The 24,555-nt window shown below is 60.2% G+C and carries 23 protein-coding genes; 22 read left to right on the forward strand and 1 reads right to left on the reverse strand.

Annotated features, from left to right (window positions below; all coding sequences use genetic code 11):
- Positions 1-20: 20 nt before the first annotated feature.
- Positions 21-1,607: an ABC transporter substrate-binding protein gene (locus DTW90_RS26035; RefSeq protein WP_149342080.1), complete on the reverse strand. Its 1,587-nt coding sequence runs from the start codon at positions 1,605-1,607 to the stop codon at positions 21-23.
- A 455-nt stretch (positions 1,608-2,062) separates the two neighbouring features.
- Between DTW90_RS26035 and msuE the strand changes: the two genes are divergently transcribed.
- The 22 genes from msuE to DTW90_RS26140 all read left to right on the forward strand — a co-directional run bounded on the left by msuE (position 2,063) and on the right by DTW90_RS26140 (position 24,442).
- Positions 2,063-2,623 (forward strand): FMN reductase, encoded by a 561-nt coding sequence (msuE, locus tag DTW90_RS26040; RefSeq protein WP_149342081.1) that lies wholly within the window; start codon positions 2,063-2,065, stop codon positions 2,621-2,623.
- Positions 2,624-2,714: 91 nt separating this feature from the next.
- Positions 2,715-2,885 carry a hypothetical protein gene (locus DTW90_RS37235; RefSeq protein ID WP_188080049.1) on the forward strand — a complete coding sequence of 57 codons (171 nt, stop codon included), beginning with the start codon at positions 2,715-2,717 and terminating at the stop codon, positions 2,883-2,885.
- Positions 2,886-3,057: 172 nt separating this feature from the next.
- Complete coding sequence (locus tag DTW90_RS26045; protein WP_149342162.1) at positions 3,058-3,786, forward strand: gamma-glutamylcyclotransferase; 729 nt, start codon at positions 3,058-3,060, stop codon at positions 3,784-3,786.
- Positions 3,787-3,939: 153 nt separating this feature from the next.
- Positions 3,940-4,932 (forward strand): MsnO8 family LLM class oxidoreductase, encoded by a 993-nt coding sequence (locus tag DTW90_RS26050; protein WP_149342082.1) that lies wholly within the window; start codon positions 3,940-3,942, stop codon positions 4,930-4,932.
- 18 nt (positions 4,933-4,950) lie between these two features.
- On the forward strand, positions 4,951-6,300 hold the full coding sequence (locus DTW90_RS26055; protein ID WP_149342084.1) for an LLM class flavin-dependent oxidoreductase: 1,350 nt from the start codon (positions 4,951-4,953) through the stop codon (positions 6,298-6,300).
- Between the two features lie 18 nt (positions 6,301-6,318).
- Complete coding sequence (locus DTW90_RS26060; protein ID WP_149342085.1) at positions 6,319-7,518, forward strand: M20 aminoacylase family protein; 1,200 nt, start codon at positions 6,319-6,321, stop codon at positions 7,516-7,518.
- 8 nt (positions 7,519-7,526) lie between these two features.
- Positions 7,527-8,075, forward strand: coding sequence for a GNAT family N-acetyltransferase (locus tag DTW90_RS26065; RefSeq protein WP_149342086.1), 549 nt, complete (start codon positions 7,527-7,529; stop codon positions 8,073-8,075).
- Positions 8,076-8,111: 36 nt separating this feature from the next.
- Positions 8,112-9,890, forward strand: a complete 1,779-nt coding sequence (locus DTW90_RS38070; RefSeq protein ID WP_149342087.1) for an amino acid ABC transporter permease/ATP-binding protein — start codon at positions 8,112-8,114, stop codon at positions 9,888-9,890.
- A gap of 91 nt (positions 9,891-9,981) precedes the next feature.
- Positions 9,982-10,926: an ABC transporter substrate-binding protein gene (locus DTW90_RS26075; protein ID WP_149342089.1), complete on the forward strand. Its 945-nt coding sequence runs from the start codon at positions 9,982-9,984 to the stop codon at positions 10,924-10,926.
- Between the two features lie 103 nt (positions 10,927-11,029).
- Entirely contained in the window at positions 11,030-11,941 is a 912-nt protein-coding gene (locus tag DTW90_RS26080) for an ABC transporter substrate-binding protein (RefSeq protein ID WP_149342164.1), read from the forward strand.
- A 13-nt stretch (positions 11,942-11,954) separates the two neighbouring features.
- The gene (locus DTW90_RS26085; protein WP_149342090.1) at positions 11,955-13,040 is read left to right on the forward strand and encodes an LLM class flavin-dependent oxidoreductase; all 1,086 of its coding nucleotides are present in this window, start codon (positions 11,955-11,957) and stop codon (positions 13,038-13,040) included.
- Positions 13,037-14,041, forward strand: a complete 1,005-nt coding sequence (locus tag DTW90_RS26090; RefSeq protein WP_149342091.1) for a cysteine synthase family protein — start codon at positions 13,037-13,039, stop codon at positions 14,039-14,041. Before DTW90_RS26085 ends, DTW90_RS26090 begins: the two co-directional genes overlap by 4 nt.
- On the forward strand, positions 14,038-14,634 hold the full coding sequence (locus DTW90_RS26095; protein ID WP_149342093.1) for a DsbA family protein: 597 nt from the start codon (positions 14,038-14,040) through the stop codon (positions 14,632-14,634). The genes DTW90_RS26090 and DTW90_RS26095 overlap by 4 nt, the downstream gene beginning before the upstream one ends.
- A 57-nt stretch (positions 14,635-14,691) precedes the next feature.
- Positions 14,692-15,885, forward strand: a complete 1,194-nt coding sequence (locus DTW90_RS26100) for a cystathionine beta-lyase (RefSeq protein ID WP_149342094.1) — start codon at positions 14,692-14,694, stop codon at positions 15,883-15,885.
- A gap of 203 nt (positions 15,886-16,088) precedes the next feature.
- A complete protein-coding gene (locus tag DTW90_RS26105) occupies positions 16,089-17,222 on the forward strand; it encodes a mandelate racemase/muconate lactonizing enzyme family protein (RefSeq protein ID WP_149342095.1) in 1,134 nt (377 codons plus the stop codon).
- A 59-nt stretch (positions 17,223-17,281) separates the two neighbouring features.
- Entirely contained in the window at positions 17,282-18,796 is a 1,515-nt protein-coding gene (locus DTW90_RS26110; protein ID WP_188080050.1) for an ABC transporter substrate-binding protein, read from the forward strand.
- A gap of 47 nt (positions 18,797-18,843) precedes the next feature.
- Positions 18,844-19,803 carry an ABC transporter permease gene (locus DTW90_RS26115; protein ID WP_149342098.1) on the forward strand — a complete coding sequence of 320 codons (960 nt, stop codon included), beginning with the start codon at positions 18,844-18,846 and terminating at the stop codon, positions 19,801-19,803.
- Entirely contained in the window at positions 19,800-20,681 is an 882-nt protein-coding gene (locus DTW90_RS26120) for an ABC transporter permease (RefSeq protein ID WP_149342100.1), read from the forward strand. Before DTW90_RS26115 ends, DTW90_RS26120 begins: the two co-directional genes overlap by 4 nt.
- Before the next feature lie 5 nt (positions 20,682-20,686).
- A complete protein-coding gene (locus tag DTW90_RS26125) occupies positions 20,687-21,718 on the forward strand; it encodes an ABC transporter ATP-binding protein (protein ID WP_149342101.1) in 1,032 nt (343 codons plus the stop codon).
- Positions 21,715-22,770 (forward strand): ABC transporter ATP-binding protein, encoded by a 1,056-nt coding sequence (locus tag DTW90_RS26130; protein ID WP_149342103.1) that lies wholly within the window; start codon positions 21,715-21,717, stop codon positions 22,768-22,770. The genes DTW90_RS26125 and DTW90_RS26130 overlap by 4 nt, the downstream gene beginning before the upstream one ends.
- A complete protein-coding gene (locus tag DTW90_RS26135; protein ID WP_188080051.1) occupies positions 22,767-23,438 on the forward strand; it encodes a GntR family transcriptional regulator in 672 nt (223 codons plus the stop codon). Before DTW90_RS26130 ends, DTW90_RS26135 begins: the two co-directional genes overlap by 4 nt.
- A 20-nt stretch (positions 23,439-23,458) precedes the next feature.
- Positions 23,459-24,442, forward strand: coding sequence for a 2-hydroxyacid dehydrogenase (locus tag DTW90_RS26140; protein ID WP_149342106.1), 984 nt, complete (start codon positions 23,459-23,461; stop codon positions 24,440-24,442).
- The last annotated feature ends 113 nt before the right edge of the window (positions 24,443-24,555 follow it).

Genomic DNA, 24,555 nt, shown 5'->3' on the forward strand with positions numbered 1-24,555 from the left:
GTTTTCGCCGTCTGCGGCACCTATTTTTCCACCTTGTCGTAATAGACCTGGTCTGCATTCAGGCCCTGGGCATAGTTCTTGATTTTGTCGCTTAGCACGACCTGATCGTTGCCCTGAAGCGTAAAGATGTAGGGCGAACTTACCTGGATCTTCTTTTGTAGATCCTGATAGAGCGCAACCCGCTTGGCCGGATCCTGCTCCTTGACGGCTGAAAGCGTCTCATCGCTCAACTCGGGGATAACCCAGCCGGCCTGCTTGGCGACGGTGTTGGCGGAGTTGTCCTTGTTCAGCGCAAAGGCGCTGGCATTCGAGTGCGGATCAAAATAGTCGGGGATCCAATAGCGCAGAGTCATCTCGTATTTGCCCGATCGGCCGCGGGCATAGATGTCGCTTGCGACACCCGGCTGGATGTCGAGGGTGATGCCGGCCTGTGCGAACGTCGACTGCAGAGATTGGGCGATCGCCAGGAAAGGCTGATCGTTAAAAACGATGAACTCGATCTTCAGGGGTGTCTTGATGCCCGCATCGGCCAGGATCTTCTTGGCCTTGTCGACGTCAAGCTTGAATGGCGTATCGGTGAGAGCGCCAGGAAATCCGATCGGAAGGAACGACTGGTGCACGCTGCTTTGGCCGCGCAACAGGTTCTTGGAAATTCCGTCATAGTCCACAAGATAGCGCGCGGCTTCCCAGAAAGCCGGATTACCGAGCGTCGGGTTCGCCTTGGAATTCAGGAGAATGTAGTCGGTGCGCGCCGACGGTATGGAAAGAACCTTGACGCCATTCTTGCCTTGGAGCGACGTGATCTGGTCAGCAGAGAGGCCGCGGGCGATGTCCGCGTCGCCTTGTTCGACGAGCAGCTGGCGCGCGCTGACGTCGGGCACATTCTTGACGATAATGTTCTCGAGCTTTGCTTTGTCGGACGAATTGGCATTCGCCTGCAGGACGAGCGCGTCATGCGGCGTATAGCTCGCAATCGCATAGGCGCCACTGCCGGCGGAATTGGTCTTCAGCCAATTGTTGCCGAAATCGCCGTCCTTTGCCTCACCCTCAATGGTCTTCTCGTCGACAATCGACGCGATGGGCGCCGTCAGCAGCGAAAGCGCAAAACCGGCGCCGACATCGGCCGTCCAGGAAAGCTTGACGTGCTTCTCGTCGACCTTCGTCACCGCGCCATCGACGTTATCGGCCTTCCAGCCGAGTTCGTTCAGAATGAAGGCAGGCGCCTTGTTGAGCTTCACGGCCCGCGCCAGCGAAAAGATCACGTCCTCGGGCCGCACCGCATTGCCGGAGCTGAACTTGGCATCGGCAAGTTCGAAAACCAAACTCTTGCCGTCGGCGCCTGCCTGCCAGGAGGAAGCAAGCGCCGGCTCGATCTTCGTGCCATCGGCGCGATCGGATTGCACGAGGCGCTGATAGATATTGTTGAACGACTGAACGGTTGTGAGCTCGAAACCCTCCGCCGGATCGAAGCTGACGGCGTCGTCGATCGACTGGGCAACCACAAGCACGTTCGGCGGCGTTTCCGCACGTGCTTGCAGGGTCGTGACCGCGATGGCAGCGCCGAAGACGGCGCCGAGCAAGCGTGAGCGTGCTATGGTGAGAGACATTGAAAACTCCTTTTGTGCGAAATGGGCGGAATGGCAAGGCGCCAACAGGACGGGCTTCAACGCTTTGCGACGTTGATGTCTCCGATTGGATATGGCGGAAAACTAGACGAACGCCTATCTTTTGGGCAGCCAAGTTTCGACTAGCTTTTTTGTGTTTTCGGCAAAAATTTTCTTCCTGCCGGCTGCTCCTCGTTAAGGACGGCGTTCTCCCGAAAGCTGGTTGAGCGGCAGACGACGAGTAGGAGCGGCGCGGCGCGACAAAGAGCTTCTCAGTGTTGCTGGAGCTCGCCAGCGGTCGACAGCCGGCATGGCCAGACTGCGCCATGTCGTAAGTCGCTAAGGCGTGGTGCAAAGACGGGCACGATTTTCTTCGTGTTCGAGAAGATATGAATGCTCGTTTCTTTAATCTAGTATTTTTATAGACAATACTTTTCGGGAAGTTGAGAGGATTTCCGATGACAGCTCCCCGTCTGGTCGGCATTGCCGGCAGTTTCAATCGTCCATCGAAAACGCTTTCGCTCGTCCGGCACGTCGCCGCCCTGGCGAATGCTCGATATGGCTTTGCGACGAGCGCCTATGATTTGCTTGACGTCGGGCCATCCCTGGGCAACGCCCTGTGGCGCAGGGACTTGGATCAGCAGGCGGAGCGTGTTGTCGCCGATATTGTGGCTGCTGACGTTCTCGTCATTGGCTCGCCGACCTACAAGGGATCCTATCCCGGCTTGTTCAAGCATCTGATCGATCTGATCGAACCTCAGGAATTGCGCGCCAAGCCGATCATTATCACGGCAACAGGCGGCGGCGATCGTCATGCGTTGATGGTCGAGCATCAGCTTCGACCACTTTTCGGCTTCTTCATGGCGCATACGCTGCCGACCGCAGTCTACGCCGCCGATCGTGATTTTACCGACTATGCCGTGTCCTCCGAACCGGTCTTAAAGCGGATCGAGGATGTGGTGGGCGAGATCGCCGCTTTCTTTCCAGGCGTCAATCCCGCATTGGCGGCGGCCGAGTAGGGATTGGTTCCAAGATCAAAGCCAAAGCAACTCGTTTCCCTGGAATTTGAAGCGTCCGGAACCGGGTTGCACCAACGGAGTGGAGTGATTGATGAAATCGCGTCTTTCGTTTCTACACCAGCTGTATGCGCAGATGCGCGCCGCATCTTCGCCATCCCTGATTGTTGACCTCAAGTCGATTTCTTCGGGCTTTCGTCATGACATATACGATCGTGAGTATGAGCTTTCCTTCTGGAAAGCTGCTTTCAGCGTCTGGTATTGAGACGATGCTGTGGTGGATTGAACATCGTCCTGTATGGACGGCGCTCCGCCCTGTCGTGAATCGTTCCTGTCTCTCCGATGTGGATAAGGTCTGAATGCAATTCATCGCGGCAAGCCGACTTCGTGCCAAGCTTCCCGAGAAGCATGGCGCGTCTTTGAGACGAAATGACGTCATGTCGCTCACCGACGAACTGGTCTCGCTTAGCCTCCGCCTGGAGGAGGATCCGGGACCTGATCCGACACGCGTTCCGCTGAGTGACGACGAGGTCGAAGAGCTGGCTGATAAATTGCATCGTCAGTCCTCAGGCGCGCCATTGTGGGTTTTTGCCTACGGCTCATTGATCTGGAAGCCGGATTTCGAGGCGGTAGATTGGCGGCTGGCAAGCGTAAACGGCTGGCATCGCTCGTTCTGCCTGCATATGACACGCTGGCGGGCAACTGAGGCGCGGCCGGGATTGATGATGGCTCTTGCCAGGGGAGGGCGATGCAAGGGGGTTGCCTTCAGGCTGTCCGAAGAGGATCGCCCGGGACAAATCAGACGTATGATCCGTCGCGAAGTCGGAGCGCTGGAAGACGCGTCGTCGATCCGCTGGATCACCCTTAAAACCGAATCCGGACCGCTCAGCGCATTGGTCTTTTGGGCTGGCCCGAAAGGGAGCCGCGTGCGTTATCGCGTGCCTTTGATGGAGGTCGCACGGATTCTGGCCGGGGCCTGCGGACATATGGGCTCGTGTGCCGAGTATCTTTACCTGACGGTGAAGCACCTTGAGGAAAAGGGCATTCGTGATCGCAATCTCTGGATTCTTCAGGATCTGGTGGCGAGGGAGCTCAGGCGTCTGCGTGACGAACCAACAGGCGAACCCGATATTGTTCTCCAGAACAGCGGCGGCTTACGGTCCTGAGCATGCTGCATAGGTCTTGATCAGGCGGGATTTGCAACCGTCGCTTTAGGCGGAAGCTTTTTTCTCCCGACGCAGCCGAAAGAGCATGACATTCCTTACATTCGATTTAGTCTACTGTTTTTATAGATTTACTATATAACAGCGAGCAGCGTGATGACCTACCTGTTGAGCCTCCTGGACAAAAGCCCGATCGAACAGGGACTGACCGCAGCAGATGCGCTGCGCGCCTCCGTCCGTTTCGCAGCTGCTGCGGAGGAGCTTGGCTATCATCGCTTCTGGGTCGCCGAGCACCACAACATGTCCAATCTGGCGAGTTCAGCGCCGGAAGCATTGATCGCCTATCTGCTGGCAAAGACGTCGAGGATTCGAGTGGGATCCGGCGGCGTCATGTTGCAGCACTATAGCGCCTACAAGGTCGCGGAGACCTTCAATCTCTTGTCGGCTCTCGCTCCCGGCCGCGTCGATCTCGGGGTCGGAAAGGCGCCGGGAGGCTTTCCGCTGTCGACTGAGGCACTGCAGATCGGTGTCGATCCCGCGCGAAAACCGAGCTTTTCAGAGCAACTTTCCGCACTCAACACTTATCTCGCCGCCGAACCTGGAGCAGAGGGCGCGCATGCCACGCCGTTCCCGCCGGTGGCGCCCGAACGATTTCTGCTCGGCGCCAGCGTCGAGAGTGCCCGGCTTGCTGCGGAAAAGGGCTGGCAACTGGTCTTTGCCGGCCATCTGAACGGCGATGCAGAGAATATGCGCCTGACCTTTGAAACCTACAAGCACGATAGCGGCGGAAAGATCCCGCTGCTGGCACTGGCCGCCTTCGCGGCCGAAAGCGAGGCGCATGCCCGCGCACGCGTCGGTGATCTCCGTATCTGTAAGGTATTCTTGCCTGACGGTCGCACGGCCAATGTCGGCAACGAGGAGCAGGCGGCGGAATTTGCCCGCCAGGCCGGCTTCTCCGAGTTCCGAACCGAGGAAAAGGTTCCGAACGTTCTACACGGCACGGCCGCACAGATTCGCCAGCAGCTCGACGAGCTTCACCGCCGCTACGGCGTCAACGAGTTCGTGCTCGATACGCCCGCTCTGACGGCTGCCGAACGCTTCGCTTCCATCGAGTTGCTAGCCAAGGAACGGCTTTCCCTCGTCGCCTGATCAAACAAGGAGATTTCCATGGTCCAGAAAAACATCACCTTCGGCATCATGCTGCAGGGGCCTGGCGGTCACATGAATGCCTGGAAGCACCCGAGCGGTCCGGCCGACGCCAGTACCAATCTCGACTTTTTCGTCAAGACGGCCCGAAAGGCCGAGAACTCCGGCATTGCCTTCGCCTTTGTTGCCGACGGACTTTACATCAATGAGCAGTCCATCCCCCATTTCCTCAATCGCTTCGAGCCGCTGACGATCCTTTCGGCGCTGGCGACCTCGACCTCGAAGATCGGACTGGTGGGCACCGTGTCCACGTCCTATAGCGATCCTTTCACCATTGCTCGTCAGTTTGCGTCACTTGATCTCATCAGCGGCGGCCGCGCCGGCTGGAATGCGGTGACGTCTCCTCTCGAAGGATCCGGACGCAATTACGGTCGCGAGCATCCCGAGCACGAACTGCGATATGAAATCGCCGAGGAATATATCGACACCGCCAAGGGGCTGTGGGATTCCTGGGACGACGATGCCTTCGTGCGCGATCGCGAGGCCGACATTTATGCCGACAAGGCCAAGATGCACCGGCTCGATCACAAGGGCCGCTTCTTCCGCATCGAGGGACCGCTGAACATCGGCCGTTCAAAGCAAGGCCAGCCCGTGGTTTTCCAGGCGGGCGCCTCCGACTCCGGCGTGCGGCTTGCCGGCAAACATGCCGATGCCGTTTTCACCAATGGCGGACCGATCGAGGATGCGAGAGCCTTCTACAAGCAGCTGAAACAGAGCGCTGTCGCGCAGGGCCGCCGCGCTGCCGACGTGGGCATCTACCCGGGCATCGGACCGATTGTCGGCTCAACGGCCGAGGAGGCCGAGACGAAGTACCAGGCGATCCGCAATCTTGTGACGATTGAAGAAGCGCTGCTCTATCTCGGCCGCTTTTTCGATCACCACGATTTCAGCATCTATCCGCTCGACGAGGCGTTTCCTGACATCGGCGACATCGGTCGCAACAATTTCCGCGCCACGACGGATCGTATCAAGAAGACCGCGCGCGAAAAGGGACTGACCCTTCGCGAGGTTGCTCTCGATGCCGCAACGCCGCGCACCGCCTTCATCGGGACGGCAGACCACATCGCGACTGAAATCATCCGCTGGATCGACAGCGAAGCGGCGGACGGTTTCATTCTCGGATTCCCCGTCATCGCCGAAGGCTTCGACGATTTCTCGCGCCACGTCCTGCCGATCCTTGAGACGCGCGGCTATTTTGATCCGGTCCTGCGGGGCCAAACCCTGCGCGATCATCTCGGCCTGCCGTTCCGGGAGAGCCGTTATGCTCGAGACCTTGGGGAAATCGAACATGGAAAGGTCGCGAGCGCCTGAGGCGCTGCGGGATTTCCGATGAACGCATTTGCTCCTGTCCCGCGCAAGCCCGATCCGATCGAGGAGGGTATCGCGGCGCATATCGAAGACTTCATCGCGCTTCGGCGCGACCTGCATCAATATCCCGAGCTTGCGTTCCAGGAGCGACGCACCAGCAAGCTCGTCGCCTCGCGACTTTCCTCCTGGGGCTATGAGGTGGCGACGGACATTGCCGGCACCGGCATCGTCGCCACCCTGGCCCGCGGAAACGGCAGGAAGGCTCTCGCCATCCGTGCCGACATGGATGCGCTTCCGATCGAGGAGGCAACCGGCCTTGCCTATGCCAGCAGCAATCCCGGGGTCATGCATGCCTGTGGGCACGATGGCCATACGACGATCCTTCTGGCGGCGGCACGCTATCTTGCCGAACGGGGCAATTTCGACGGCACGCTGCGGCTGATCTTCCAGCCGGCCGAGGAGATCGGCGCCGGTGCGCGAAAGATGCTGTCCGAAGGACTTTTCGAACGCTTTCCGGTCGATGCCGTCTTCGGTCTCCACAACTGGCCCGCTGTTCCCGCCGGCCATTTCGGCTTCGTCGCCGATGCCGCCATGGCATCCGTCGATCAGGCCGCGATCCGGATTGTCGGCAAGGGCGGTCATGGCGCCGAACCGCATCGGGGTGTGGATCCTGTGTTGGCCTCCGCCTCCTTCATCACGGCGCTGCAAAGTATCGTCTCGCGCAATGTCGACCCGCAGGATATGGCCGTGGTCACCGTCGGCTCCATCCATGGCGGATCGGCTTCCAACGTCATTCCGGAGAGTATCGAATTGAAGCTGACGATGCGCGCCTTCAGCCAGGCCGTGCGCGATCAGTTGCAGCAGCGTGTGCCGGCGCTTGCCCGCGCGCAGGCCGAAAGCTTCGGAGCAATTGCCGAGGTCGACTACCGGCTCGGCTTTCCGGCCCTGATCAACCATCGCAAGGAAACGGCATTTGCCCGCAAGGTCGCGCTGTCTTCCTTCGAGCCGGATCGCATCGTGCCGGATTTTCGTCCGCGCACAGCAAGCGAGGACTTTGCCTTCCTGCTGCAGAAGAAGCCGGGCAGCTATCTCTTCGTCGGCAATGGCGAGAGCGCGCCGCTTCACAGCGCGAGATACGACTTCAACGACGCGATCATTGCGCCGGCCGCGCGCTACTGGGTGCGGCTCACCGAAACTTTCCTGATGGATGACAACGGGTAACGAACGATATGAGCGATACGTTTCTCTACACTACGCCCAACGATCCGCGCGCCAAGCCACTGATCGACGAGTTGATCCAAGAATATGACAGCCGCTACGGGACTTTTTTCAATGCCGAGGGCGCTGCGGCCGAACTCAACCGCTATCCCGCCGAAGCCTTTGCACCGCCTGTCGGCAATTTTCTCCTGCTGTTGCGCGATGGCGAGACCATCGGTGGTGGCGCCTTCAAGCACTATGACGCGCAGACTGCGGAGTTCAAACGCATCTGGACGCGCGCCGATCTGCGCAGGCAGGGCCTGGCTCGCAAGCTCCTGGTCGAGCTCGAGGCGCAGGCCGCAAGGCAGGGCTATTCCCGCATCTATCTGACGACAGGATTCCGCCAGCCGGAGGCCGTGGGGCTCTATCTGAACTACGGCTATACGGCGCTGTTCGACGTCAGCGTCGATCCCGAGGTCTACAAGACGCTGCCGTTCGAGAAGGATATCCGCCATCTCGCACCGGTCGTTCCGACCATCGATGCGCGCCCGCCGCTGCGGGTCGCAGCCGCGAGCCACTGAAGACCAGCCAAGACTATCAAAAAGCGGGGAAACACGATGGCACTGACAAGCGACTATGCCGGTATTGCGTCCGGAGGCATTGCCGGCGATCGGAGGCGGCAGGATTACTCTCAGTACAGGATCGTCCCGGCCAGGCATCCGGGCCGGGTCGCAGGGACAATCTTCGCCGCCGTAGTGATTGCCGCGGTCCTCTATTCGACATTCACCAATCCGCGCTGGGGCTGGGACGTCTTCGCTGAGTGGTTCTTCTCCGCGCCCGTTCTGGCCGGCCTGGGGCGGACGCTTCTTTTGACATTGCTCGGGACGGTGTCGGGCTCGATCCTCGGGACGGCGCTTGCGCTTGCCCGCGTCTCAGGCTCGCCGCTTCTGTCTAGCCTTTCATGGGGCTACATTTGGCTGCTGCGCTCGATCCCGGTCATCGTTCTTCTGCTGGTTCTGAACAATCTCGGCTATCTCTACGAGACGATCACGATCGGCATTCCGTTCACCGATACGGTCTTCTTCAATTATCCGACGACGCAGCTGCTGACGCCCTTTGCCGCCGCCTTCCTCGGCCTGACACTGAACCAGTCGGCCTTCTTCGCCGAAATCGTCCGGGGCGGCATTCTCTCCGTCGATCAGGGACAGTTTGAAGCAGCGGCCGCCCTTGGCCTGCCGCGCCGGCGCCAGGCTTTCCGCATCGTGCTGCCGCAGGCCATGCGGTCCATCCTGCCGACCGGTTTCAACGAGATCATCGGCCTCGCCAAGTCGACATCGATGGTTTACGTGCTGGCGCTGCCGGAACTCTTCTACACGGTCCAGGTGATCTACCGCCGAAATCTCGAAGTTATCCCGCTGCTGATGGTGGCGACCGTGTGGTATCTCGTCATCATGACGGTGCTGTCGATCGTGCAGCATTATATCGAGCGCCATTTCGCCAAGGGTGCGTTGCGCAATCCGCGGCCGCTGCCGTTCCAGGCTTTCTTCCGGCGCCTCAGCGCCTCCGCAATTGCTGGGATTGCGCCGGACGATAGGGTCGGGACCACCGGCTTTGAGGATGCGGCGGCGTTTCGTGCCGGTGGCGTTGTTCGGATCCATGGCATTTCAAAGAGCTTCGGGTCGCTGAAGGTCCTTGACGATATCGATCTCGACCTGCCCGGCGGCAGCGTCACGGCGATCCTCGGGCCGTCAGGCTCCGGCAAATCGACGCTACTGCGCGCCATCAATCACCTCGAGCGCGTCGACAGCGGCTTCATTTCGGTCGATGGCGATCTCGTCGGTTACGAGCAGAAAGCGGACACGCTCTACGAACTCAAGGAGAAGGACATTCTGAAGCGCCGCGCCGACATCGGCATGGTCTTCCAGAATTTCAATCTCTTCCCGCATCTGACCGTGCTTGAAAATCTGATCGAGGCGCCGATCCAGGTACGCGGGTTGAGCCGCGAGGACGCCGTCCGTCTTGCGCAGGAGCTTCTGGACCGCGTTGGGCTGAGCGAAAAGATCAACGCCTATCCGCGCCAGCTTTCAGGCGGCCAGCAGCAGCGCGTCGCCATCGCCCGGGCTCTGGCGCTGCGTCCGAAGGTGCTCCTGTTCGACGAGCCGACCTCGGCACTCGATCCGGAACTCGTCGGCGAGGTCCTCGACGTCATCAAGGAGCTCGCGCGTACCGGCACCACCCTTGTCATCGTCACGCATGAGATCGGCTTTGCCCGCGAAGTCGCCGACACCGTCGTCTTCATGGAGGGTGGCCAGATCCTCGAAGCCGGTTCGCCGGCCCGCATATTCAACGCAGCAGAGCATCCCCGCACACGAGAATTCCTCGCCAAGGTTCTTTGAACTTATCCGGCGAGGTGAAAGCTCCCGGCCGCGACGGGCGTCCGGAAGATTTGGGTCCAATAGCAACCTAAAGAGGAAATGGAGTAGGGGCATGAAGATTAGAAGCGGTATTGGCCACGTCATAGCCGGCATTCTCGCGCTGGCAGCCATGGGTGGGATTTCGGCGCAGGCCGCCGAGAAATTCAACCTCAGCCCGGACACGTCCTATCGCATTCACGCGGATAAGGACGAGGCGGCGATCAAGGCGATCTCGCCCGGCTTCACGTTCGTTCATCCGGGCAAGTTTACCGTCGCGATCAATCCGTGGGATCCGCCGGTCGCCACCTATGCGACCGATGCAAAGACCGTCGTCGGTACGGATCCCGATCTCGCACAATTGCTGGCGGATTCCTTGGGGCTTCAACTTGAACTCGTTCCGGTCGCCTGGGAGGATTGGCCGCTCGGCGTTTCCTCAGGCAAGTATGATGCCGTCATCTCCAACGTTACTGTGACGGAGGAGCGCAAGGAGAAGTTCGACTTCTCGACCTATCGTCGCGACGTGCTCGGCTTCTACGTCAAGGCCGACAGCAAGATCACCGCGATCAAGGAACCCAAGGATGTTGCCGGCCTCAAGGTGATCACCGGCGCCGGCACCAATCAGGAAAAGATCATCCTCGAATGGGACCGCGAAAATGTCGCTGCCGGACTGAAGCCGATCGAGGTGCAGTACTACGACGATCGGGCGGCGGCTGACCTCGCCATCCAGTCCGGTCGTGCTGATGTCGAGTTCAATCCGAACGCAACGCTGGCCTATAGCGCCGGCGTCAAGGGTGGCACCAAGCTCGTCGGCACCGTCAGTGGTGGCTGGCCCGTCACCGCCGAGATCGCCGTGACCACCAAGAAAGGCGCCGGCATCGCCGACGCGCTGACCATCGCTATCAACGATCTGATCAAGAACGGCAAATATGGCGAGGCGTTGAAACACTGGAACCTCACATCGGAAGCGATCGACCAGTCCCGCACCAACCCGCTGGGACTGCCGAAAAGCGGCTCGTAAGGCGGGTCGGGCGGACCGGCAAACGGGGTCGCCGGTCCGCCTGAAATTCAATGCTTGACCTCAACAAGGATGGTTGATCGTGTCTCTTTTTTCGACCGCGCGCATGCTTTTTATCGCAGCGATGGCCATGGCGTCCACGGGATGCCTTGCGAGCGCCGCAGATGATTTTGACCTTAGTCCCGAACAAACGAACCGCGTGCTCGCGGCCAGGAACGAGCAGGCGGTATTGGCCGTTCCAAAGAGCTTCAAGTTCGTGACCCCGGGCAAATTCACCGTTGCCGTCAGTCCCGGTGGGCCGCCGCTCGCCACCTATGCCACGGATGCCAGGACGGTGGTCGGCGCCGATCCTGACTATGCGGCCGCTGTTGCCGGAAGCCTGGGCCTGACGCTCGAGCTTGTTCCCGTTGCCTGGGCCGACTGGCCGCTCGGGCTGACCTCTGGAAAATACGACGCGGTCATCTCGAATGTCGGGGTCACAGAGCAGCGCAAGGAGAAGTTCGATTTCTCAACCTATCGCCAGGGTCTGCATGGCTTCTTCGTCCCGTCCGGTAGCAAGGTTGTATCCATCAAGGAGCCGAAGGATGCCGCCGGGCTCAGGATCATCGTTGGCGCCGGGACGAACCAGGAGCGGATTCTGCTCAAATGGAGCGAAGAGGACGTCGCGGCCGGATTGAAGCCTATCGAGCTGCAATATTACGACGACGAGGCCGAAGGCCTGCTTGCCCTACAGTCGGGACGCGCCGACGTCATCGTCCAGCCGCATGCCCAGCTCGTCTACATCGCGGCGCGCGACAAGAACATCAAGCAAGTCGGCACGCTGAGCGCGGGTTGGCCCGATCGCTCGGACGTCGCGATCACCACCCGCAAGGGCAGCGGACTCGCGGGTGCCCTCACCGTCGCCACCAATGGTCTGATCAAGGACGGGACATACGCCAAGATTCTTGACCAGTGGCACCTGGCTGAGGAGGCGCTTCCCGCGTCGGAAACCAATCCGCCTGGCCTTCCGAAATACTGACGAGACGAGGCCAATGAGCAACAGCCCCCTGTCGATCCAACATATCGGCTTCCTTTCGCCGGGAAACTATCCCGAGGCCGACCCGCTCTCCGGACTGGAAAAGACGCTTGAGTTGTTTTCCCATGGCGAGGCGCTCGGCTTTGACAGCGCCTGGGTGCGGCAACGTCATCTTGAGCCCGGAATTTCCTCGGCAGCCGCCTTTCTGGCGGCGGCCTCGCAGCGGACATCCAAGATCGAGCTCGGGACCGCCGTCATCCCGATCGGCTATGAAAGCCCCTACCGGCTGGCCGAGGATCTCTCGACCGTCGATGTCCTGTCGAGGGGTCGGCTGAATGTGGGCCTGAGCGCCGGACGGCCGCTTCACGCCGATCTCATCGGCTCATTCGTCTTTGATGGCGATTGGGAGAAGAACGATTTTTCGCATGAGCGTGTCCTGCGCTTCGCCGACAATCTCAAGGGGCGGCCGCTCGGCGACGAAACGACGTTCATCAAGACACCGTTCGGGCCACAGCGACCGCGCCTGCAGCCACACGCGCCGGGGCTGATCGACCGCATCTGGTATGGCGGCGGTTCGCTGCGTTCCGCGGGCTGGGCGGGGACCAACGGTTTCAACCTCCTGATCGGCAATGTGACGACGGGCGAAGAGACTGATGAATTCTTCGTTGCCCAGGCGCGGCAGCTGCAGCGCTATCGTGCTTCGGGCGGGGCGGGCAGGCGGGTCGCGCTTGGCCGCGTCATCGTCCCGTTCGACAGCGCCGATCAGACGACACGCCGTCGCTACAGCGACTATGCCGCCGCCCGACACCAACGTACGCTGTCGCCACAAGGCGAGCGGCGCACGCTTTTTGCCCGCGATCTGGTTGGCACCGCCGACGAAATCCTGGAGCAGCTTTCTGCCGATCCGATCCTTCCTGAGGTCCGGGAGTTTCGCCTGGAACTCCCCTATGAGTTCCAAGAGGAGGAATACCGCCAGATCCTGCACGACTTTGCCACGCTGATCGCCCCCGAACTTGGCTGGAAGAAGCTGGCAATCGCAGCAGACGTATCGAAATCATCTCCAACAAATTCCCAACATCGCAAGGAACGGAGTGCTGGATGACAAGGATATTCAACAGTTTCTCGGACCTTATCGGCAACACCCCGCTGCTGGAGCTGCACAACTATCGCAGAAACCGGCAGCTGGGCGCGAGGATCCTCGCCAAGATCGAATATTTCAATCCGGCCGGCAGTGTGAAAGACCGTATCGCCTGGGGGATCGTCAAACACGCGGAAGAGGCCGGCAAGATCCGTCCCGGCGATCTTCTGGTCGATGTCACAAGCGGCAACACCGGCATCGGCCTTGCCGCCGTCGCGGCCTCTCGCGGCTACCGGACGAAGTTCTACCTGAGCGACAACATCAGCCCGGACAAGGTCAAGCTTCTGCGCCTCTTCGGTGCGGAGATCGTGACCGTCAAGAACGAATTCTTCCTCGACCCGCAAGCATTGGACAAGATCAGCCTGCGCGTTCAGGAGGAAAATCCAGGTGCTTTCTTTACCGACCAGCTCGCCAACCCGGCAAATCCGAGAACCCATTTCGAGACGACGGGTCCGGAAATCTGGCGCGATACCGATGGCGCCGTGGATATCTTCGTCGCCGGCGTGGGCACCGGCGGGACGATCTCAGGTGCCGGTGGCTTCCTGAAATCGAAAAAGCCGGGCTTGAAGGTGGTGATCGCCGAGCCGGCCGAGGCGTCGTTGCCGACGGACGTGAACCCCTATCCCGACGAAATTGACGGTGTTCACAAGGTGAGCGAGGTGCCGCGGGAACAATTGCCCCGCAATTTCGACAGCACGATCGCAGACGAGGTGATTGCGCTCAACACATCCGACGCCCGGAAGACCGCGCAGTCGCTCGTCGCTGAAGAGGGGATATTCGCCGGCACCTCGGCGGGGGCGGTTCTGTTTGCCGCAACGCAGCTTGCATTAAGGCCGGAAAATGCCGGCAAGATCATCGTTGCCGTTCTGCCTGACACAGGCGAGCGATATCTGACGGCGGCAGGTGAACCTGCGGTCTCTGTCGATACCGCGGCGATCAGGGACAAGGTGGACCTTCATTCGTGACCAAATCCGTTGACTACTTTTTCTCGATCGGATCTCCCTGGTCCTATATCGGCTTCGATGCGTTCGTCGATTTGTCCTATCAGCACGACGCCAAGATCACGCCGTTTCAGACGACCGTTCTCGAGGAGAACGGTGGCATCTTCTCTCGCAATCGCCCGGAAATCCGCCGCGCCGACTGGACGCGTGATCTGAGGCGCTGGGCGCGCGTGCGAGGCAAGGAATTGCTGCTCGATCATCGTCCGCAGATCGGCGACCCCACGCCGGCGTCGCTATTCGTGATCGCCGCTTATCTCGACGGAGAGGATTGGATTAAGGTGGTGCGGCTGCTTCAGCATGCGCTCTGGGCCGAGGCGCAGGACATCGGCAAGCCGGAGGTGAGAAGGGCGATCGTGGAGGCCGCCGGCTTCGACGGATCCTCGTTTCTCCGACGCCAGGGGGATCAGGATGTGCAGACCAAATGGCAGGAAGACCGCGTGCGCGCCCGTAAAAGCGGCGTCTTCGGCTTTCCGACCTACATTTACGACAATGAGATCTACTGGGGTCAGGACAATCTGCCTTTTCTAGAGCGGCATTTCCAGGGCGATCGCCCTTAGTGTCCTTAGGGGTCCTTAAGAGCAATTCAGTTGCAGCGCGATCACAAGGAGCAGCGGATGCGCGACCACGACAAATCTCCGCGGAACATTGGGCCCAACACGCAATTGGTGAGGGCCGGTTACGATCCGTTCGAGTATCACGGTTTCATCAATCCGCCGACCGTTCACGCGTCGACGGTGCTCTTCCCCGATGCCGGGACAATGGAACAGCATGGGCAGCAATATACCTACGCAACGCGAGGTACGCCGACGACGGATGCGCTTTGCGACGCCATCAATGAGCTAGAAGGAGCCGCGGGCACCATCCTGCTGCCCTCCGGGCTTGCCGCCGTGACGGTGCCGCTTCTCGCTTATCTGGCGAAGGGCGATCACGCCCTGATCGTCGATTCCGTTTACGGCAATGTCCGGCATTTCTGCGACACGATGCTGGCGCGCTTCGGCGTCGAGGTTGATTACTACGACCCATCGATCGGTGCGGCGATCGAGGAGCTGTTCAAGCCCAACACGCGGCTCGTTCACACCGAGGCTCCCGGATCGAATACGTTCGAAATTCAGGACATACCGGCTATCACGTCCGTAGCGCATCGCCACAGAGCCGTCGTGACCATGGACAACACATGGGCGACGCCGCTCTATTTCAGGCCGCTGGACTTCGGAGTCGATATCTCGATCCAGGCTTCGACGAAATATCCGGCCGGGCATGCGGACATTCTGATGGGAACCGTGTCTGCCAACGAAAGCCACTGGCGGCGGTTGAAGCAGGCGAACGGGCAGCTCGGCCTGTGCGGGACGCCTGATGACGCCTATCAGGTCCTGCGCGGATTGCGAACGATGGGCGTACGCCTGGAGCGTCACCAGCGAAGCGCCTTGGCGCTGGCGGAATGGCTTCAGGAGCAGCCGGATGTGGCGCGCGTTCTTCATCCGGCTCTTCCAAGCTTTCCCGGACACGATATCTGGAAACGCGACTTCAAGGGCGCGAGCGGCGTATTTTCCCTCGTTCTAAAAGGTTCGCGGAAAGATGATTTCAAAATGAAGGCGCAGGCCTTTCTCGACGGCCTGTCGCTATTTGGCCTTGGATATTCCTGGGGTGGCTTTCAAAGCCTTGCGCTCCACGTCGAGCTGGACGACCGTCGGATATTGGAGGCGCCCAGTGAAGGTCCCGTCGTACGCCTGCAAATCGGCCTTGAGGATGTTGCCGATCTCAAGGCTGACCTTGAAAGAGGATTTCAGGCGATAGCAGGAATTCAGTGATACTGGCTTTTTTGATCAAATTTTTTCCCACTACTCTCGATAGAGTTTCGGAGTTGCGGGCCTATGCGAGTATTTGGTGCTATTATCCGCCCCTAATACCGGACTGCTTTTCTGGTTTTGATCACAAAACGAAACACGGTCATGTTGACCATTAAATCCATGGTTTTTATGCTTCTCGCTAACGACATAGCGGCAGGCAGACCATGGCATTCGAGACAGGCGCGTTGATTTCTTCCTTCCAGGTTACGACGGCAGACGTAACGCCCAAGACGCGCTGGATCTTCGTCCGGATCGCCGATGCAGACGGAATAGAAGGATATGGCGAGGGAACGCTGGGCGAAGCGTCCGCTCAGGTGGTGGAGGCGCTGCAATCGCGGCTTGCCTTCCTGGCTCGAGAGCGTGTTGATCCTGTAAAAGCGCTGAGCGTGCTGGGCAAGCCGCGAACCCTCGTCGAGGCTGCGGCGATTTCAGCCGTAGACCAGGCGCTTCACGACATATTGGCGCGGCGGAAGGGGATCTCCGTCGCAGCACTCTTAGGCGGGGAAAAGCGTGATCGGGTCGGCCTTTATGCCAATATCAACCGCCGCACCCTGGATCGCACGCCGCAAGGCTTCGCAGACAGCGCACGCGTGGCCATAGCGGCCGGCCATCACGCCATCAAGATTGCTCCTTTCGACGAGATGACGCCTGTGATCTGCGCCGGCTTGGATTTCGTTCATAAGTTGGAGAGCGGTCTTCAGCGCATTGCCGCTGTACGCGATGCCATAGGCCCGGACCGGCGCCTGATGGTCGATTGTCACTGGCGGTTCACCGAAGCAACGGCGCGCCAGGCGATTGATGCCTGCGCCGAATTTTCGCTGCATTGGTTCGAGTGTCCGATCGACGAGGACATCAAATATTTGCCGGCAATTCGGTCGCTACGCGACTATGCGCATTCGAAAGGAATGCTTCTGGCGGGCGGCGAGAAGATCTTCGGACTTGATGGACTTGCGCCTTTTGTTGCGGCAGATGCCTACGACATCATGATGCCTGACGTGAAATATGCCGGTGGTCTTGTCGAGATGTTACGCATGGCGGACATGCAGAACAACGCCGGTATCGCTTTCTCTCCCCACAATCCGACCGGACCGATCGCTCACGCCGCCAGCTTGGAGATCTGCGCCGCAGCCGGCGAAACGGACTTCCTCGAACAGCAATTCGACGAAACGCCGCTCTTTTTCCAGCTTGTTGCCGGCACCCTCCCAAGGGATCGCGACGGCTATGTGCAACTGGCGTCGGGACGCACAGGCTTTGGCGTCGCGCTCGACAGCAGTGTCGACAGGCTTACGTCGAAATGACCATTGTTTTGCTCCGTCGACCGGCTCGTAAGGCTCCCCAAAAATCGGAAAGTTCACACATGTCCTTTGCAAATCTCTTCCGTAGCGCAATCGTCGTGGCCGCCTGTGCGGCTTCCGCCGGTTTGCTTATCCATCCGACTAACGCGCACGCAGCAGCCAGCGTACTTCGGGTCGGCCTGCAGGCGGACATTTCATCTTTCGATCCGACGCGCCTTAATCTCGGGACGGCGGTAACAAATGGCCTCTTGTTTAATACGCTGATCTATCTCGACGAAAAGGGAACGCCGCATGCGGAGCTCGCGAAGTCGTGGACGTTCTCGCCCGACGGCAAGACGCTGACGCTCAATCTCGTCGATAACGCCACCTTTGCCGACGGGCGCAAGATGACCTCCAAGGACGTCGCCTTCAGCCTTGATTACGCCGGCACGCCGGCTGTCGGGGCCAATATTCTTCCGTTCACGAAGCTGGTGGAAAAAGTCGAGACGCCCGATGACAGAACGGTCGTCTTGCACGTCAACGGGTCACAGCGCGCCCTTTACGACCTGCTCGACCTTCTCTACGTCCTGGATTCCGAACACCCCAAGGATATCCACACCAAGGGAACGGGTACGGGTCCCTACAAGCTGGCATCCTATGAGCCGGGCCAGAGCGCGACCTTCGTTCGCAATGAAAATTACTGGGGCGAGAAGCCGGCAATCCCGCGTATCGAGGTCAAGGTTCTGCCGGACGCGCAATCGGCCATTGCGCAGCTGCGGGCAGGCGCCATAGACTTCCTTCCGAGCATCAGCCGCCAGGACAGCCAACAGCTTGCCGGATCGACCTTCAAGACCGGTATCGCATCGGCCGAGGCCTATGCGTTCGATGTCGGCATCAACGTGGCCAAGCCACCTTTCGACAATCCCGAGGTCCGCAAGGCCATCAGCCTCTCATTGGATCGTCAACGTATCGCGACCGAAATCGGTGGTGACGGCTCGATCGTGAAGTGCCTTCCCTGGACGGTTCGCGACACCGCTGAATCGGCCGGCCTTCAGGACAGCTGCAAATATGACCCGACTGCTGCCAAGGCGCTGATCGACAAGGCAGGGGCGAACGGCGCGACCGCCGAAATCTTAAGCTCCGGCCAGTCTGCGCCGGAACTTGGCACGCTGGCGCAGATCATGCAGTCTTCGTTTGCACAGATCGGGCTCAATGCCAAAATCACCGACCTGTCGGGCACGGCTTTCGTCGCGCAGTTCCGCAAAAGCCAGTTCCAGCTGACGTCGCACTCCTATGGACGGGCGGGGCGCAGCCCAGCAGCACTGCTGCTTTCGGCAGTCGTGTTCTGGTCGAATGGCAATGTGATGGGCGTCAAATCGACCTCATATGCCGACGACGTCAAAACCGTCGTTTCCAGCCCCGTCGCGAATGCCGATACTGCGGCCGCGTGGAAACGCATCGACGAGTTCATGCTTTCCGACAATTGGGTGCTGCCGCTCGCGACCCAACCGTTGCGTTGGGCATCCTCGCCGAAGCTCGACGGCTTGCAGTTTACGCTCGATGGCTCTCCCGTCTTCGACAAGGCCATTTTGAATTAGGTCCCCGTGTCGAAGGCGGGTTTGCCTCGGTTCGAGGAGAGACGGTCATGATCGGCTATATATTGCGGCGAATCCTGCAATGGATTCCGATGCTGCTTGTCTCCAGCGTCCTGATGTTCGCGATCGTCCGCGCCATGCCGGGCGATGCTGCGGACGTCATAGCAGGCCCTGATGCCACACCCGACGTTGTCGCCGCCATCCGCAGCGAGTACGGCCTCGACCGCTCGCTGCCCGTTCAATACGTCGCCTGGATTTCACATTTCGTCCAAGGGGATTTTGGCACGTCCTACATTTATCATACGGACAATGCCGAACTGATCTTCAGCCGAATACCTTGCTCGCTCCTGATTGCGGCGACGGCTCTTGTGCTTGCGGTGCTGATCGGTCTGCCGGCTGGCCTCTATGCGGGGATGCACGGCGGAAAGATCGGCGATCTCGTCGTTTCCATCGCCACGGCAGCGGCCATTGCCACGCCTGACTTCTGGTTCGGCATCGTGGCGATCCTGGTCTTCGCGGTCGCGTTGAATTGGTTGCCGCCCGGCGGCTTCGTCAGTGGTTTCGATGATCCGATCCAGTTCCTACTGAGCCTGATCATGCCGAGCCTGACGCTTGCCCTGCACGGGGCGGCGGTACTTGCAAGGTTTACCCGCAATGCCGTCATCGAGACGCTTGGCGAGGATTATGTGCGGACCGCCAGGGCGAAAGGGATCGGACCTTTCCAGCTCTTGCGGCGCCACATCCTCAGAAATTCGCTGGTGCCGATCGTGACGATCTTGGGGATTCTTCTGGGGCGGATGCTGGGCGGCGCGGTCGTGATCGAATCCGTCTTTGCCTGGCCCGGTATCGGGCGACTGCTGATCCAATCGATCGCCAATCGCGACTATGGCGTCGTGCAGGCGATCCTGGTGTTGCTCGTTTTCGCCTTCCTCGTTCTCAACCTGGTTGTCGACCTGATCTACGGGCTTCTGGATCCACGCATCCGCGTCAAAGGGGAGGCGGCGGAATGACGATGGACGTGAGCGGAAACGAAAGCTCGCGGGTAGCTGCGCGCATCGCTTGGCTTGGGGAGCTTCTGACGCAGCCGGCCGGCGCGGCGGGATTTGCGCTGATTGTCTTCGTGCTCGCTATCGCTGCGGCGGCTACGTGGATCGCCCCCTTCGATCCCAACGAGCAATTCGCCAATCTCCAGCTTTCGCCACCGGGCGTGATGGGACATTTGCTTGGTACCGATGAACTGTCACGCGACATATTGAGCCGCGTTGTTTTTGGCACGCGCGTGTCTATAGCCGCGGGCTTTCTAAGCGTGGCGGCCGGCGCTTGTATCGGCATCGCATTGGGAATGATCGGCGGCATTCTGCGCGGAAGCGTCGACGCATTTATCATGCGCAGCTGCGACTTTCTCCTGGCAGTTCCGGGGATATTGCTCGGCATCGTCATCGTGGCGGTTCTCGGGCCCGGCCTCCTCCAGGTGTGCATTGCTGTCGCGATCGTCAACGTCCCGGTCTTTGCCCGGTTGATGCGCGCCGCGGTCTTGAAGGAGCGGGAGCTCGACTATGTCCGCGCGTCGATCGTCCAGGGCGCCAGTACTGCCCGCATTCTCCTGCGCCACATCCTTCCAAACAGTGTGAGCGGAGTGATCACGCAGTTTTCCGCGGCGACTGGCCAGGCCGTCCTGATGGAAGCGTCGCTTTCCTTTCTCGGTCTTGGCGTTCAGCCGCCCGCCGCTTCGTGGGGATCGATGCTCAGCAAGAGCCGCGACTATCTGTCCAGTTCGCCTCTCTACGCGCTTGCGCCCGGTATCATGCTCTTCCTGTTCGTGCTTGGTCTGAATCTACTGAGCGATGCCTTGCAGCGTCTGCTCAATCCTGCCGAGCGGAGGCGATAGCGAGCATGACCCCGCATCCCAACAGCGTGCTGTCCGTCCGCGATCTGTCGATCGAGATTGCCGCCAAGGCCGAAGCCATCACCATCGTCGACGACGTCAGTTTCGACGTCGAAGCGGGAGAGACCGTCGCGATCGTCGGGGAGTCGGGCTCCGGCAAGTCGCTGCTGGCCCTGTCGCTTCTTTCGCTCATGCCGAGTCCGTCCGTCGTCCTCAAGCGAGGCAGCATCCTGCTTGAAGGCGTGGATATGGCGGCGCTGCCGGAGGCGGAGAAGCGCGGCCTGCGCGGCGACAAGATCTCCATGATTTTTCAGGACCCTATGTCGTCCTTAAATCCGGTCGTGACAATCGGAAGACAGATTGTCGAAGCGATTGCCGCCCACCAGGGCCGCTTGTCGAAGTCGGTCATGCTGCAGCGTGCGGCCGAATTGCTGACCCTGGTCGGCGTGCCGGCCCCGCGCGACTGTCTGTCATCCTTTCCACATCAGATGTCGGGCGGTATGCGCCAGCGGGTGCTGATCGCCATGGCGCTGGCGAACAAACCGCGCATCATCGTCGCCGATGAGCCGACGACAGCTCTCGACGTCACAGTCCAGGCACAGGTTATGGACGTGCTGCGTGAGGTCCGCGGCAGGACCGGCGCGGCAGTCCTGCTCATCACCCATGACATGGGGCTCGTGGCGCAGAATGCCGACCGGGTTCTGGTCTTTTATGCAGGTCGCATCGTGGAGAGCGGGCGCGTCGACGCTGTTTTCCGGCAACCTCGCCATCCCTATACGCGCTCGTTGCTCGAAAGTATCCCACATGCAGGCATGACGCCGGACGAGGAACTGAAGGCGATTGATGGCGAACCTCCGGACTTTGCCAGGTTGCCTTTCGGCTGTGCCTTCCATCCGCGCTGTTGGCTGACGCGGGGCAGATCACTCTGTTCCCAGACGAAACCCACGCTCACGGAGATTGCGCCATCGCATGCGAGCGCCTGCCATTTCGCGGCGGCGCTGACCACCGAACTCTTCCATCCGCAGGAGCAGGCCGTATGACGATCGCGCCGAGGCAGCCTTTAAAACAGGGTGGCGTTTCCCCTCAACCGAGAGAGCCGCTTTTATCGGTTCAGGCGCTGAAGAAGCATTTCATCACACGCGGCGGCATCTTGAACCGCGTAACCAAAACCGTGCGTTCAGTCGACGGCGTAGATTTCGAGATCGGTCGCGGTGAGACGCTGGCGCTCGTCGGCGAATCCGGCTGCGGGAAATCGACGACCGGTGCCATGTTGCTTGGACTCTCCAAGCCCTCGCAGGGCCGGATCGTATGGGCGGGGGAGGACATTGCGGGCATTTCGCATCAGCGCCGGCGAGATCTCTGTCGCGATATCCAGATCGTCTTTCAGGATCCTTATTCTTCTTTGGATCGACGCATGCGGATCTTCGATATTATCGCCGAGCCATTGATCATTCACGGCGTGACAGGCGGCGGAGCGGCCCTGAAGGCGCGCGTCCACGAGTTGCTGGCCTGCGTCGGGCTCGGTGCCCAACATGCCGAGCGCTTTCCCGCACAGTTTTCCGGGGGGCAACGCCAGAGAATTGGGATCGCGCGCGCTTTGGCGCTTGAACCGAAACTGATCGTGCTCGACGAACCCGTCTCAGCGCTCGATGTCTCGGTTCAGGCCCAGGTGCTCAATCTGCTGAAGAGGTTGCAGCAGCAGTTCGGACTGTCCTATCTGTTCATTTCCCATGATCTCTCCGTCGTGCGCTATATGGCGGATCGGGTGGCGGTGATGTATCGCGGCAAGATCGTCGAGACGGCCACGCGTGACGCGCTTTTTAACGCGCCGGCGCATCCCTATACTCAAGCGCTGCTATCGGCTGTGCCGTCGGAAAATCCCTGGGAGAGATCGAAGCGCCAACCCGTCATCCTCAGGGGTGACCCGCCGGATACTGCAACCTCCTTGAAAGCCTGCGGCTTTGCAACGCGATGCTTTCGTGCAAAGCCGGAGTGCGGACAAGAGGTGCCGACGCTTGTCACTCGGGGCGGGATCGACCATCCCGTCGCCTGCTTCTTTCCGGGCAGCGAGAAGGCGCAGGCGCTTACATGAAGCGATTGACCGACATTGCCGTGTTGATGCGTGACGATATCGCCGGCGGACGCCTGGAGCTCGGCGCGCGCATTACGATCGATGATTTGGCGAGCCGATACGGCGCAAGCCATATGCCAGTGCGCGAGGCGCTGCGCCGGCTTCTGGGCGAAGGTCTCATCGAAAAGCAGCGCGGCCAGGGAACGCGCGTCCGACGGATGGACATCGATTTCGTGCAGAATCTCTTTGAGACGCGCAACGCGATCGAGACCGTTCTGGCGAGAGCTGCCGCCCGCCATTGCACCGCCGACGACGTCGCGAGGCTGACGGAAATAGAGGACATCCGGATCGCCCATGTGGACGCTCGCGACTACGCCTCCGCGCTGCAGGTCAACCACGAGTTCCACCAGGCGATCAACGCCATCGGGCGCAATCCCGAGGCCAACGCCATTCTGGAACAGACTTGGGTTCTCGTCGCTGCACTATGGCATCGCTACGAATATGGGCCGGAGCGTTTTGCAGGGGTTGCCAGCGATCACAAGAATCTCATCCGGTCGCTGCGGATGCATGACGGCGAGGGAGCGGCCGTCATTGCAGGTGCGCACGGCGTGAAGGCGAAATACGACCTGCTTTCGCGCATCAACCCTGACCCGCCGCCAACGGCGAGGACAACCCAGAACAATGATTGACCCGGTACCGGAGGCCGACCATGAAGATATTGTTTGCCGATACTCTCTACGCACAATACATGCCGGAAATCCGCAAGGCCGTCGCCGAGGATGCCGAGTGGTGCGTGGCCTCGCCAAGTGATCCGCTCGCACTCGAGCAGGAGATCGCGGACGCCGACATTTTCGTGGGCTCCAAACTCCCGGCCTCCCTCGTTGCCGGCGCCAAGGCGCTGAAATTGGTTGTCTGCTCGGCATCGGGGACGAACGGGATCGCGATCGACGCGCTGCCTGAACACGTTGCCGTCACCAATACATATCATCACGAACAATCGATCTCCGAATATGTGATGATGTCGGTCGTTGCACTCTCCCGAGGTTTGCTGCAAGCCGACAGCGCGCTGCGGCAAGGGCGCTGGCGGTCCGTCTTTTATGACAGCAGCCGGCGTCCCCATCACGTCCTCGCCGGGCAAACCATTGGCCTGATTGGACTTGGACATATGGGAACAGCCGTCGCGAAGCTGGCAAAAGCGTTCGGCATGCGGGTCATAGCGACCAGACGAAACGCCGCGGCGGGGGAGGTATCTGAGGCCGTGGACGAGGTGCGGGGCTCCGACCAACTCGCCTGGCTGCTGCAGGAGGCACGTTTCGTCGTCGTCTGCGCCCCACTGACGTCGGAAACACGCGACCTTCTCGGACCAGCGCAACTGCGATTGATCGGTCCTGACGGTTTCCTGATCAATGTCGGTCGTGCCGAAATCGTTAATGAAGAGGCACTTTTCCAGTCGCTCTTGACCCGGGTCATCGCCGGGGCGGCAGTTGATGTCTGGTACAACTATCCCGATAAGGTCGATGGTGTCAGAGAACCGAGCAGCTTTCCGTTTCGGGAACTCGACAATATCATCATGACGCCACATCATTCCGGTCAGGCCGAGGAAAACTTTCGCGCTCGTGCTGGTGATATTGCCTACAATATCGGCGCCTTCCTATCGGGCAAATCACTCAGGAATACGGTCAGCCGCAAATGACGCCCTCGTTGCCATCGTCCAACCGGGAATAGCACACGCAAACAATGATGCCGAACCAACTTGTCGCGTTTCCAATCGCTTGGCGAGCCTGAAGAGCGGCTCAGCGTTCGGAT

Source organism: Neorhizobium sp. P12A, from assembly GCF_008365395.1.
Classification (GTDB): domain Bacteria; phylum Pseudomonadota; class Alphaproteobacteria; order Rhizobiales; family Rhizobiaceae; genus Rhizobium.

Excerpts from the sequence above, each read along its gene's own strand:
- DTW90_RS26035 (WP_149342080.1), bottom strand. The coding sequence starts at position 1,607 with ATGTCTCTCACCATAGCACGCTCACGCTTGCTCGGCGCCGTCTTCGGC.
- msuE (WP_149342081.1), top strand. The coding sequence starts at position 2,063 with ATGACAGCTCCCCGTCTGGTCGGCATTGCCGGCAGTTTCAATCGTCCA.
- DTW90_RS37235 (WP_188080049.1), top strand. The coding sequence starts at position 2,715 with ATGAAATCGCGTCTTTCGTTTCTACACCAGCTGTATGCGCAGATGCGC.
- DTW90_RS26045 (WP_149342162.1), top strand. The coding sequence starts at position 3,058 with ATGTCGCTCACCGACGAACTGGTCTCGCTTAGCCTCCGCCTGGAGGAG.
- DTW90_RS26050 (WP_149342082.1), top strand. The coding sequence starts at position 3,940 with ATGACCTACCTGTTGAGCCTCCTGGACAAAAGCCCGATCGAACAGGGA.
- DTW90_RS26055 (WP_149342084.1), top strand. The coding sequence starts at position 4,951 with ATGGTCCAGAAAAACATCACCTTCGGCATCATGCTGCAGGGGCCTGGC.
- DTW90_RS26060 (WP_149342085.1), top strand. The coding sequence starts at position 6,319 with ATGAACGCATTTGCTCCTGTCCCGCGCAAGCCCGATCCGATCGAGGAG.
- DTW90_RS26065 (WP_149342086.1), top strand. The coding sequence starts at position 7,527 with ATGAGCGATACGTTTCTCTACACTACGCCCAACGATCCGCGCGCCAAG.
- DTW90_RS38070 (WP_149342087.1), top strand. The coding sequence starts at position 8,112 with ATGGCACTGACAAGCGACTATGCCGGTATTGCGTCCGGAGGCATTGCC.
- DTW90_RS26075 (WP_149342089.1), top strand. The coding sequence starts at position 9,982 with ATGAAGATTAGAAGCGGTATTGGCCACGTCATAGCCGGCATTCTCGCG.
- DTW90_RS26080 (WP_149342164.1), top strand. The coding sequence starts at position 11,030 with ATGCTTTTTATCGCAGCGATGGCCATGGCGTCCACGGGATGCCTTGCG.
- DTW90_RS26085 (WP_149342090.1), top strand. The coding sequence starts at position 11,955 with ATGAGCAACAGCCCCCTGTCGATCCAACATATCGGCTTCCTTTCGCCG.
- DTW90_RS26090 (WP_149342091.1), top strand. The coding sequence starts at position 13,037 with ATGACAAGGATATTCAACAGTTTCTCGGACCTTATCGGCAACACCCCG.
- DTW90_RS26100 (WP_149342094.1), top strand. The coding sequence starts at position 14,692 with ATGCGCGACCACGACAAATCTCCGCGGAACATTGGGCCCAACACGCAA.
- DTW90_RS26105 (WP_149342095.1), top strand. The coding sequence starts at position 16,089 with ATGGCATTCGAGACAGGCGCGTTGATTTCTTCCTTCCAGGTTACGACG.
- DTW90_RS26110 (WP_188080050.1), top strand. The coding sequence starts at position 17,282 with ATGTCCTTTGCAAATCTCTTCCGTAGCGCAATCGTCGTGGCCGCCTGT.
- DTW90_RS26115 (WP_149342098.1), top strand. The coding sequence starts at position 18,844 with ATGATCGGCTATATATTGCGGCGAATCCTGCAATGGATTCCGATGCTG.
- DTW90_RS26120 (WP_149342100.1), top strand. The coding sequence starts at position 19,800 with ATGACGATGGACGTGAGCGGAAACGAAAGCTCGCGGGTAGCTGCGCGC.
- DTW90_RS26125 (WP_149342101.1), top strand. The coding sequence starts at position 20,687 with ATGACCCCGCATCCCAACAGCGTGCTGTCCGTCCGCGATCTGTCGATC.
- DTW90_RS26130 (WP_149342103.1), top strand. The coding sequence starts at position 21,715 with ATGACGATCGCGCCGAGGCAGCCTTTAAAACAGGGTGGCGTTTCCCCT.
- DTW90_RS26135 (WP_188080051.1), top strand. The coding sequence starts at position 22,767 with ATGAAGCGATTGACCGACATTGCCGTGTTGATGCGTGACGATATCGCC.
- DTW90_RS26140 (WP_149342106.1), top strand. The coding sequence starts at position 23,459 with ATGAAGATATTGTTTGCCGATACTCTCTACGCACAATACATGCCGGAA.